Source organism: Bacteroidota bacterium (assembly GCA_030706565.1).
Classification (GTDB): Bacteria; Bacteroidota; Bacteroidia; order Bacteroidales; family JAUZOH01; genus JAUZOH01.
On the sequence record JAUZOH010000073.1, the window covers coordinates 1 to 13,533 of the forward strand.

The following is a 13,533-nucleotide window of genomic DNA, read 5'->3' on the forward strand; positions in this document are numbered from 1 at the left end:
AGATTATGGCGCTGTTGCTGATAATTCGACGGATAATACAAAAGCCATTCAGGCTGCCATCGATGCTGCCGCCAATGCTGGTGGCGGACGGGTGGTTGTACCTGCAGGAGAATATTTGTGCGGGCCTATTCAATTCACAAGTAATTTTAATTTGCAGATAGAATCTGGAGCCATCCTAAGGATGCTGCCCCTGGAGAGATATCCCGGTGGGTTAACTGAAGGGCAAAATTTTATCAATGGCATAAAACTTCATGATGTGGCCATAACCGGTTCAGGGATTATAGACGGGCAGGGAAGCCCCTGGTGGCCTTATGCAAAAACAAAAGGTGCAAAGCGTCCGCGGATGATCGCGCTGAGGGAATGCCAGAGAGTATTGATTGAACATGTGAAATTAATGAATTCCCCCATGTTTCATATTGCCATCAGCGGCAGCAATACTTCCGACATAACTGTAAGCGGCGTGACTATTCAGGCTCCACCATCAACCGATCCGGTAAATCCCAGCCATAATACCGATGCATGCGATGTGAGCGGTAAGAAAATATTGATCAAAGATTGCAACGTGAGTGTGGGGGATGATGATTTTACCTGTGGCGGCCATACTTCGGATGTTCTGATTACCAATTGCACTTATGGCTATGGTCATGGCCTGTCAATAGGCAGTCCTACACATGGCGGAGTATCAAATTATACAGTCGAAAATTGTACATTTACGAATACAGACTGCGGAATCCGTATCAAATCGGACCGCGACCGCGGCGGAGTGCTTCAAAATATAACTTACCGTAACCTGCGCATGACCAATGTAGGTATTCCTATTCTGATTTATGCTGCATACAATGCAAAAGAAAAAAAGTACAGGGATTTGCAAAAACTTACTCCTGAAATTGCCCAAACATACCCCGCTGCAACGGTTACCGACCTTACTCCTGTATACCGAGATATCACATTCGAGAATATCACGGCAACAGTCGAAAAAGGGAAACGTGCCGGCCTGATCTGGGGACTGCCCGAAGCAGTTGTTTCCAATGTTCTTATGCGAAATGTAACCATTAAGGCTGACGGGCCTTTTGGAATTTTCTTTGCCAAAAATATAAGGTTGGAGAACTGCAAAATTATTTCAGCAGAGGGCATAAATAAGATCGCTGTTACAAATGCCCAGGCAACCCTTGACGGTAAAGAAATAAAATAATTGAAGTTTTGCAAGTAGTAAAAAGGGGTAATAACAGAATAATGTTTCATGGTAATACTCAGTGAAACTCAGGTTTTTCTCAGCAGATCTCAGCGAAAATGAATAAATTTTATTCTGTTCCGGGGAATAGTGTGTTTTTTCGAATATAACCACTAAGGCGCAAAGTGCACTAAGAAATATTTTATGGTTTTCACGTATTCATAAAGTCATGTGGTTTTATTTGGGAATTTTTTATTTTTTCAGAAATTCAATTTAACAATTTCGAACCATTTCAAACCCTAATAATCCTCTGTGCCCTTAGTGTCTCCGTGGTTGTTATTTTTTTGAAAACTTTATTCTTCCTTTTTGTCGTCACAAAAAGGAAGCAAAAAAGACTGTGACTGCATGAACGCACTCCACCTCCTGACGTCGGTTTCGCTTGAACGGAATGCAGTCAATAATGAATTTATTTAAAACGCTTCGCGGAGGAAAGTCCTGGAACTTTTTAATGAATCACCGGCCTGTTTTAACCCTTAGGTTTAGGTAAGGAGTATGGGGTGGAAGTACAATAAATCACTGACTTTAAATTTTATTCCGTTCAGAGAAATATTTAGTTGCGAAACTTAAATTAGCAGATGATTCTGGTCATATTCAGCACTTTAAATTTAAATCTACATTATTTAAATCTTCCTGATCAGATTTATAGATATTTTTAAAATAACAATGTAAAAATTTAATCATGCACTAACAAGCACTTTATTTTTCTTGTATTTCCCATAGTGTTAGCACTAATACTTTGGTGACTTCGGTAATTATTATATTCTCAATATTTAGGATCATAATAAATTATGGGCTGTTTGTCAAATTAACATAATTTAACATTTGTCTTAAATCTTAACATTTTAAAGGCTTTAACAATGATTTAATTAAAAATATATTTTGGGTTTAGTGTTAAAATAACTGACTTATAATTAATTTTGATAATTATGTTAGGGGTGATAAATATAGTATTCAAGTGTAACATATTAATAATTTAAAATAAAGTACTTATTGGACAAAATATACTCATCAAAAATGAATGTAAAGAAATTAAAAAGTGGACATAAAACGGATAGATGTTTTTATGTAAGAGGACAGTATAAAAATGCTCCCCCTCCCTGTAAACGAATAAATACAGGTATAACATGGATCAGAACAATATTTATTTTATTGTTTTTTCTTATTAGCTCTAAATCTTGGGCTATCGGCTCCGGGGATGTTACAATAACGGGGACAGGGGTGGATAATTATGGCCCCTATGTTGAATTTTTGATCCCTTATTATGATGATGTAGACAACGACGATTATTTTCAGGGAGGTTTATTTATATCGACCATAGACGCTCAGGAGCAAAATTTTGCTCAAGTTGTAAAATTTGATGCTCCCCATCAGAATGACGGCTCTACTTATTATTGCGATATATCCCAACTTTCCTTTCCGGTACAAGCCAGGTCGGAAACAGACGGAACGACCCCCTGGACTTTTTCCAATGGACAAGCGATTCACATGGTTGATCAATGTTCTCAAACAGCCCGTATGTATTTGCGACTTTATATCCCCATGTACTATACCAATAAAAATCTTTATTTTATGATTGCCGGTACTTTTGGGGCCAATAATGGTGGAAATTGGCAGTCTTATAATTTTAATGGTCAATCTTACAATATCCCCCTGCCTGTTCCTGATTTCACGTTAAGTCAGGCCCTCTCCCAAACTCCCGGGAAGATGGATATAAATTATGCATTTCAATCTGCTTTGAGTATACCCAGCTATACCTATATTGCAATGGATAATCAGGCCTTTACTACCGCCTCATCATCCGGAGCTTTATTGGTGGATAAATCGAATTCCGTTGTAACCCGGACTTTCCACGCAAAATGTGCACCTTTGTCAGGTTTAGTGTATACCAGAGATAAAACAATTACTGTACCTGCTTACCATTGGCCCCTTAATTTAAAGCCAACTTATGATGTAAATGGTTCGGTAAACCTGACCTGGGATGTCGGTACAAATAATTATGATAATAACTGCATCAAGGGCGATGAATTTGAAATAGAACGTTCAGACAAGTCTGATTTTTCAACTAACATAAAAACGTTTGACCTGGTGCGTTTTTCTTCTGCAACAAATTATTCTATGAGTGATGATGTGCGCGATGAAAATAACCAGAAAGTTTTGTATTATCGTATCCGGCGAACTCAAACTAAAGATGATTGGAAATGGAATGTGGCAGTTAGTACAAGTATTCAGGTTAACTCCGTACATCTTACTGTTACAGGGGATACTGTGACCGTTGTAAATAATGCAGGAACTCAGGAAGCACATATCAAATGGACGGTAAATCCTGGAGTCTGGTCTACAGGGTCCAAGTTGATTATTAAAAGGAAGAACTCTACCGACGGGACAAGTTCTGATATTGCTGAATTAGATGAGTCGGATATGCGCCTGGGCGAATATGTTGATGATAACCTGAAAGATTGTAATGAATATTCGTATTCTTTATCTGTTGTTCCCGGGGTCAGTAAATATACCAAACCGGATATAGTTAAAGTCCCGGGTTATGCCCTGGTTACTGATATTGGAACGGTATCCGGTTTATCCGTTTCAAAAGGATATTATCCCGACCGCGTTTCTTTGCAATGGAAAGCCAAAGGAGCATTTGATAATTTTGTCATTAAGCGGACACCTTATAATGAAGCAGGAGATACTATTCAAATTGCTACTGTAACTGGTTCAACAAGTAATGATTATTACACGTTCGATGATACGAAAGGATCTCCGGGAGTGTATTATCTTTATTATGTTGAAGGTGTAGTACGTTGTAACAATAAGGATGTGTACAGCAATTGTTTGTCCGGAATTGGTTTCCGAAGCCCGACCGGCAATGTGTATGGCCGTGTAAAATACAGCGGGGGTACTGCCGTTCCTAACGTCGAAGTAATTGCAAGCTCTGATGACATCAGTTCTAAAGGACAGTCATTTCAATTTAACGGGACCAATGCCTACCTGAAAGCTTCAGATGCAAAGAATACCCTTTCGGATACTGCCTTTACAGTACAGGCATGGATACGTCCAAACCTGTCGGATTTAAGCAATCGTAGTATTTTTTATAAACCCGGGAAATATGAATTTGGTTTTGATGCCAATGGTCAGTTGTTTTTTGCCTGCGGGACCAACAGGGTTTCATTTAAATATAATGGTTTTACTGCCAACGGTTTTACTCATGTCTCGGGGGTGCGTTCAGCCAGCCAGCTTTTGCTTTATGCCAATGATTCCCTGTTGGCAAAGGTGGATGTTCCCTCAGGTACAGCAGTGACTAATACCGATAGTATGATGATTGGCAGTAATGCAAGCGGGAATTTCTTTGACGGTTACATCGATGAAGTGCGCCTGTGGAACAAGGCCCTGACAAAATCCCTTATTGCTCGTGATTATACCAGGCTTTTGGCCGGAAATGAATCTTCCCTGGCTGCCTATTGGCGGTTTGATGAACCGATTACTACAGAATTTTATGATATTTCCTACAAGGGTTCGACCTATAACGAACATCATGGACAGGTGCATAATGCCCTGCGAAGTTCGACCGTTGTTCCTTCTGCAGAACAGTTGATGTTGAAAGGGATTACAGATGACCAGGGAAATTATCTGATTTCAGGTATTTCCTACCTGGGTGATGGTACAATTTATACTTTCCGCCCGCGTTTGGGCATTCATTCTTTTGATCCGGTCAACGTAAACCGGATTATAAGCGCATCAAATTCTTCATACGTCCTTGACTTTACTGATAATTCTTCATTCCCAATAAGAGTGGATGTAAAATACAAAAACAGCACTTACCCTGTAAAAGGCGTTGGTTTCAAAATTGACGGTGTGGCTGTGGTTTTGAGCGATGGTACTCCGGCTACAACAAACGATATTGGAGAAGTAACGATTTCTGTTCCCATCGGGCAACACACAGTTCAGGCATACTTGGCTAATCATGCCTTTGAAGGAAATGGTTTTATTACCACCCCCACTGGCGCTGACAGGAATTATCAATCGGCAGGAACTGCTTCACTTGAGGATATTACTAAAGTGCATGTGATCGGACGTATGGCAGGTGGTGCCGTACAACAGGCCATTCCGTTGGGATTTTCCCAATCTAAAAATAATCTGGGTGATCATGCGGCAGTAAAAATTGAACTCGCAGGAAACAAGTACAATATCACCAATACTCCCGGTACTATTGATACTATCACGCAATACCGCCCCAAAATAGCTGATGCCGGTTTTGTTACCAAGACCAATACTGTAGCTTATAATGACCGGTATGTGACAGTATATCCCAATGAAGAAACAGGCGAATTTACACTGGATCTGATTCCTGTTAATTTTAATGTTACTTCTGCAACGGTTGATGGTTATGGCAATATTATCAGTCAGAACATACCTTTGGATTTAAGTGCTGTTTTTCAAAAAGAATCAAGCATACTGAATACTAAGGATTCAGTAATTAATTCCCAGGGAATCAAAGTAGCCCGTACAATTTCGGATACTGTGCTCTATAATGCCAATCTGAACATAATTCACCGGGAGAATCCTTCTGTAAGTGTCACACAAATGACCAGAGGGGGTAAACCAATGACTTATTTCGGCAACAATAAGATTGTATCGCCAACCTTCATCGGGGTTAATGATACCATAACTGTATTTGATGAGGTTTCTAAGTTGTACAAGTTTGACAATCGTCCTGTATTTCTACAAGGGCAGAAATATTATATGCAGATTTCTGTTTTTGAATCGTATAAATACAATAATGCGAAGAATGGGAAGGAGGACCGTGTACCTTCGGAAGACGGAACCGTTGAGATTAACAATGCCATGAATGCCGAAGGAGCAACATCCTCGCTTGATATTGATTCACTGGGAGAAGCATCTTATACTTTTATGGCCGGAGATCCGAATTTGACTACGGGAATCAAGACATTTGGTGTTGCGGCTAAAGTGGATAATGGAACTTATTTGTGGAATACAAACAATCCGTTTATCGCAAATCCTGCTAACCCGGGAGCTTTCCTGATCGGTGCAAAATCTACCGGAACTAACTTTGTAACTACTGGGCCTAATGAAATTATGATGGTGATCCGTGATCCTCATGGTTCAGGTAGTTCTGCTTTCGTACAACAAGGATCCGTGATAACAAAAAGCACTACCATTTCGGCCAGTACAGAACAGAACTTTGATTATAAAGCTACGGCTTCTTTTGGATCTAAAGTTGTTACATGGGCTGGAGTTGGCGCCGGAACGATTACTGAAGCTGAAACAATTGCTGATGTGTCTTTATCAGTAAACACATCCACTTCAGATGTTTATTCCGGTACGCAGGAAGAAACAATTACCACCAATACAAATTTCAGCACCAGCAGTGAGGGTGGCAGCAATATACAAAATGGCTATGTCGGGCACGACGGGGATTTGTTTGTAGGTAACTCCACAAATATTTCTTATGGTGCATGCAATAATGTCGCGTTTGTAAAAAAGAAAAATGTTGCTTCTACCGACATAAAGTTATGGGGATACGATACGGCCGGAGATAATGATTATGTTCTTGTTTCCCAGAAATCAATAGCATGCCAGAAAAATTTCGGGACACTGTTTGCTTATCCGCTCTATTACATAGAAAACACACTGATTCCCAATCTGAAAAAGTTAAGGAACAGTATTCTTGAAGGTGGCAATGGCCTGTCAGCCGGCGAAGCCCAGGCAAAGGCCAATGCTACAGGGAAACAGGTATATGTATCAAAACTCAAAAGCGGGGATAATGGATACGGTGAGACCAATACCAGTACCTACTGGGGAAATGAAGCTTCTACCAATGATAAATATTATGACGGGCCTTCCTATACCATTTACTTCCCTGCCGGATGCACTACACAGAATGATACTATTCTTGTTCTCAACCAGGCAGTTGCAGGATGGGAAAAACAACTGGCAGACAATGAAAAGGCAAAAATTGAAGCCCAATTAGAGAAAAATTATTCCATCAGTGCAGGCTCTACTGTTTCTTTAAGCAAGCAAGTCGATAAAACAACTACCACAAATGACGAATACAGCATTATTATCGGCGGAGGAATAGATACAGAAGCTGGTGGGGAAGCATTAGGAATAGGGATAAAGGCTGATATGAACATAGCAACTTCTGTAACTACAGGGGGAAGTTTTAGTACCGGCAACACTCAATCCTATACCACCGGATTCACTCTTTCAGACGATAACGGGTATTTGAGTGAAGATGTATGCACTGCTGCCGATGGAAGTTATGTGTTCAAGCTTAAAGGGGGTGCAACGATGTGCCCGTATGAAGGAGCATATTCTTCTTCCTATTACAAACCCGGTACGATTATAGACCAGCCATCCATGCAAATGGAAGTACCTAAAATTTCAGTTAAGGGGAATTCAATACTTACCGGTATTCCATCCAACAAAAAAGGTTCATTTCAGTTACAGTTGGATAATGAATCTGAAAGTGGAGACGATGTTAACTATATTTTAAAGATTGATGAAGCTTCCAATCCGGACGGTGCAACTTTTTATCTGGATGGTTCCCCAATAGGCGATGGGCGTAATTTATTGGTTCGCTACGGAGAACCCTTGCTTAAAACCCTGGAAGTAGGGAAGGGGGCCAAGGCCATGGATTATAATAACCTGCGCCTGATATTGGAATCACAATGTGAAATGAACATTGCTGATACAGTCAACATTTCAGTTAGTTTTGTTCCTTCTTGTTCGGATATAGTGCTTGAATTCCCGCTCAACAAATGGGTTGTAAACACCAATACAGGCGAAACGGAAGCAACGCAAATTTTGCCTATTTCCGTAAAGGCATACGATGTAAATCAAAGTAACTTAAATAATATAGATCTTGAATATAAACCTTCTTCTGCTTCGGAATCTGCCTGGACAACCATTCAGTCCTATTTCATAGATTCGGCTGCATATAAGGCTTCTCCTTTACAGCCTTCCTTTAAGCAGATTTTGCCAGCTGGGGGTATTAAATATGACTTCAAAACCTACAATCTGGACAATCAGTTATATGATATCCGGGCCAAGAGTGTTTGTAAGATCGGTGCAACTGACGTAATCAGTTATACCGATGTGGCCAGCGGGGTTAAGGATGCCATACGTCCGCGCTTGTTTGGATCGGCTCTGCCTGCTAATGGTATTTTGACCGTAAATGATGAAATCCGCCTGAATTTCAGCGAAGATATAGCCGACGGTCTGCTGAGCAAATCGGATTTCCAGGTCAGGGGGATAATTAACGGATCCAAGGGCGACCATTCGGTTTCTTTATATTTTGACGGAATTAACGATTACGTTTATACTGAGGCTGAAAAGAATATGACCGGGAAATCGCTGACCTTCGAGGCATGGGTGAAACGCGATAAACTGGGTAAGGCCACACTCTTTGGACAGGGAAATATCAACAATGATTTTGAATTTGGATTTAATGCCAATAACCAATTGGAAGCCCGCATCGGCGCTAAGACAGTGACAAGTACCGCCAGCTATACGGATACAGTCAATTGGCAGCATGTAGCTATAGTATATGATGCCAACAAAGAAACAGCTTCTATTTATCAGAACTTTAAGACAGTTGTTGATGCACAGGCTGTATCTGCATATTCCGGCGACGGGAACATGGAATTTGGCCGTAGCCTGGCTTCCGGGGATGGTTACCTGAAAGGAAGGATGCATGAAGTTCGTGTTTGGAACAGAGTTGTATCAGCTGCCGATCTTCAGATTAATAGTTTGAGTCTGCTCTCCGGCGGAGAACTGGGATTAATGGGTTATTGGCCCATGAGCGAATCAAAAGGTACTCTTGCTGTGGATAAAGCCGGTGGAGCCAACGGTATATTAAGCGGCACATCCTGGTACATCAATCCGCGAGGCAAGGCTTTAACACTTAGCGGAAATAATTCTTCCGTAAAACTTGAAACCGGTTCTGTAGTGATTAAGCCGGATATGGAATATACCCTTGAAATGTGGTTTAAAGGCGGTCCTCAGCAAAATGCCACTTTGGTTTCGAATGGCCGGGGCGACGGTAAGGATTATGATTTCAACGGGACCGGCACGGGTTCGCGCGACCTGCTTTGGATAGGGTTTAATGAAAATGGCGAATTGACTGTCCGTAACAACGGCTATGAAAGTACCGTAAGTGGCGACTTCCTCGACAACAACTGGCATCAGCTGGCCTTTGCGGTTAACCGTCGCGGTAATGCCCAGATTCTGGTTGATGGCGAATTAAAGAACTATTTTGCTTCGTCCAACTTGGGCGGTTTTGCTGCTGCTAACCTTTACCTGGGTGCACGTTCATATAAAGACCAGAACGGCAATACTGCACAGGACATGTATTTTAAAGGTTCTGTGGATGAATTCCGCATTTGGAAGTTATATCTTAACCAAACATTGATCAACAAGAACAACAATGTCCGTCTGAATGGCGATGAAATTGGCCTGATGGCTTATTATCCGTTTGATAAATATATTACCTATCAGGGTGAAAATTTCTTACAATTTACTCCTAACGATTTATGTGCCGGTTCTGTTGCAGCTGCTCCTGTTTTGACGGCTGCTGCTGAATCTGACGATATCGCTCCGATAAAGGGGATAGGGCCTGTCCAGACCTTGGATTTTGATTTTGTCGTCAATAAAGATGCGTTGATTATTAATCTGCTGCAGGACAGGGCGGATGTTGAAAAGACCATCGTAACCTTTACCGTGGATAATGTTCAGGATTTGAACGGGAATAAGATTGCTTCCCCAATAACCTGGTCGGCATATATTGACCGGAACCAGCTGAAATGGGAAGATTCCGAATTATCTCTCAGCAAGGCTGCCGATGAAGAGTTAACATTTTCCGAAAAAATCAATAATACCAGTGGTTCGGTTCAAAACTATTCAATTGAGAACCTGCCCACCTGGCTGACTGTTTCGGATGCTTCCGGGACCATTCAGCCAAATTCCTCTGTTACGGTTACTTTCACGGTTGATCCTGCTTTGAATATTGGGGCTTATGATCAGGTTATCTATTTGCGTAATTCCGATAACGTGGTTGAGGCTTTGAACCTTACGGTTAAAGTGAAAGGCGAAAATCCCAACTGGACGGTTAATCCCAAGGATTACAAATACAACATGTCTGTATACGCGAAACTACGTATCAATAATATTTTCTCCAAGGATAAGGAAGATATGATTTCTGCCTTTATGAATGGCAAGTGCGTGGGAGTTGCCAATGTCCAGTATGAGAAACGTAATGACATGTGGTATGCCTTCTTGTCGGTTTATGGAAATCAAACTGTCGAAGACGGGTTGACTTTCAGAATCTGGGATGCAAGCACAGGTAAGACTTATCTGGCCGATGCTGGATCTGCCATTAGTTTTGTGAACGATGGAATTATAGGAACTCCGGCTGCTCCGGCCATTTTTGATGCCAAGGACATGGTTTATCAGAATATTAGCTTGTCACAGGGATGGAACTGGATTTCTTTTGATGTCAAATCCGATGCTTTAAATAGTCTGAATTCGGTATTGGCCAATATGAGCTGGAATTCATCAAACTTCTTTAAGAGTGAAGCAGATAACCTCAGTGCCAATTATTCCGATTCACAAACCAAATGGATTCCGGAGAAAGATTTTACATTGAATAACTCTTTGATGTATAAGGTTTCTTCTTCGTCCTCACAGCAGATTAATCTGGCCGGTTCGTTGGTTGTTCCTTCTTCCAATCCATTGACCATTAAAGCAAAGCAATGGAATTACATCAGTTATATCCCTTCAGTAAAATTGACTTTGGATGAAGCATTAGCCGGTTATAGTGCTCAGGATAAGGATGTAATCAAGTCACAGACCAGTTTCGCCATGTATGCCAATAATATTGGCTGGGTTGGAAATTTGACCTATCTCGAGCCCAATAAGGGATACATGTTGTATCGTACTGCCAGTGACGATGCCAGTTTCAAATATCCTGACAACAGCGGATCCATGAGCGCCAAGAAAGCTACATTAGTCGAATCCGAAAATTCGACTTATGTAAGTACACATTATTCTGATAATATGAGCCTTGTGGCTGTTCCTGATATTGAAACCCTGGAAGGCGATAAGATCTTAGCATATTCGAATGGCGACTTGCTTTCTTCAACTGTTGCTAAAAATGTTTCGGGTAAGTACTTATACTTTATTACTGTTGGCGGAAATAAAAATGTTCCGGTATCATTTATGCTTGAAAGAGGTGGAAAGGTAATTGCCAAAACCGGCGGGATTATTGATTATAATTCTAATATGGTTTTAGGCTCTGTTCCTGATCCCATACTGCTTAAATTCACTGCTGAAGAAGGGAATGTTGAGATCTACCCGAATCCTGTTGGCGATTTATTGCATATTTCCGTTCCTGCAGAAGATGGCAGCAGCATTAAGCTAAGTATTGTGGATGTTTTGGGGCATGAACTTTGGAAGAGTGAAACAGTTTCAGACGGAAATGGTTTATTCCAGACCCAGGTCAACTGCAGCACTTATAAACCGGGGATTTATCTGCTTCAGATCAGTGTTGATGGCAGGATAATTACCAGAAAGATTACAAAACAATAATTAAATGGGGCAGAGGAGGATTGATCCTCTTCTGCCTCATAATTATCAAATATTAAATCAATCAGTATGAAAATAATTGTAAGGCTTGTATTTTTCATTAGCGTTTGTTTACTGTTTGCTCAATGCAAGGATGATGACAAATCTTTTTCAACCTATTCCCCTCCGGCATGGAGTATAGCTTCTCCCGAATTATTTCCCTATAGTTTTGTGGCGGTTGTTCGTCTTCCTGATAATCTAAGTGTCTATGCGCAGGATAAAGATATGGTTGCAGCATTTCTTGGAGATGAATGCCGCGGAGTCGGCAGTCTTATCAAGTCGCAGGACAGTACCCAAAGAGAATATTACATTACCATAAGGGGCAACGATACTGAAAACCGCAATATAAAATTCATGTATTACAGTTCCAGATTATCGTATATGTATCAGGCAAAGACTACTGTACCTTTTGAAATTGACGGGACGTATGGAACCTATGATGAACCTGTCGTATTGGATTTGAAAAATTTATAAAAATCATCAATGAAAACAATTAAAGACCTTCTGATTATTATGCTTTTTGTGTCGACTTTAAATTTAAAGGCTCAGTCTGAATTAAAAGTAAAGACCTTTGTTAATGACACAATATCTTTTCTCGATAATTTTTACATTGAACCTGCTGCAGGAACACAAGTCCTTTTTAGCAAGGATGCCGGAAAACTTTCCGCCAGCCAGCGCTTTACTCCTTTTTATGCTATTAGTGCAGGAAAATGGTTTACTCCTTCCTGCGGTTTAAGGCTGCAGGCCCAGGGGTATGCCCTCAACGGATTTAGTACTGTTGAAGGACTGTATATCGCCGATCCGGTCAGTGGAAAGGTATACGGGAATGCGGACCCTGTAAGGAATTATGTAAGCATCGAGCCGGATGGAAGTTACCGGCATTATATACGATATGTCAATCTTCATGCCGACTTTCAACTCAGCCTCCTCAATTTGTTGAAGGGATATAAGGAAAACCGCCGGTGGGATGTAATTCCTTCTGTTGGCTTGGGATATATGCGCGTGATTAAGTACAAAGGAATTCCCCATGCAAATATTATTTCCACCAGTTTCGGGTTGATGGGGAAATATCATCTGTCAAGCAAATTGGATATTAACGGGGAACTGGGGGCTGACATTTTACCGGATCAGTTTGACGGGCGTATAGCCGGAAAGATTTATGAAAATTATTGTTCTGCAAGTATTGGCATAAGCTATTATTTTAAGAAAAAAGGATTTAAACGGACTGCTTGTCCTCCGCCCCCTGCAATAACTTTTGTCCCTGTGGAGAAAAAAGTGATTGTAAGGGATACCGTGGTTGTGAAAGTTCCGGTAACGGTTGAGAAGACTGTTATTCCCAAATTTAACCTGGCCGCAATTCTCTTCGATGCTAATTCTGATAAGCCTCTTGAAGGGCAGGATTTTAATTTCAGGAATATAGTAGAATTTTTAAATCAGTATCCGACCATAAAGATCCGTTTGCAGGGATATGCAGATGAGCAGACCGGGACATTGGAATATAACATCAATCTTGCTCTGCAGAGGGCCAAGTCTGTTTATGATTTATTGTTAAATAGTTATCATGTCAATAAAGACAGGGTTGAAATTGTTGCTTTGGGATCTGCCGAACAACCTTATGATAAAACCGCCTGGAACCGGGTTGTAATTGCGGTTGCTGTGGAAAA

Annotated in this window: 4 protein-coding genes; all 4 read left to right on the forward strand. The window is 40.9% G+C overall.

The window, feature by feature from the left end; genetic code table 11:
• On the forward strand, positions 1-1,192 hold a 1,192-nt coding region (locus Q8907_05770; GenBank protein ID MDP4273774.1), incomplete at its 5' end, for a glycosyl hydrolase family 28 protein.
• A 1,053-nt stretch (positions 1,193-2,245) separates the two neighbouring features.
• Entirely contained in the window at positions 2,246-11,833 is a 9,588-nt protein-coding gene (locus tag Q8907_05775; protein ID MDP4273775.1) for a LamG-like jellyroll fold domain-containing protein, read from the forward strand.
• A 66-nt stretch (positions 11,834-11,899) separates the two neighbouring features.
• Complete coding sequence (locus Q8907_05780) at positions 11,900-12,343, forward strand: hypothetical protein (GenBank protein ID MDP4273776.1); 444 nt, start codon at positions 11,900-11,902, stop codon at positions 12,341-12,343.
• 9 nt (positions 12,344-12,352) lie between these two features.
• Positions 12,353-13,533: OmpA family protein (locus Q8907_05785; protein MDP4273777.1), on the forward strand; the 1,181-nt coding region annotated here is incomplete at its 3' end.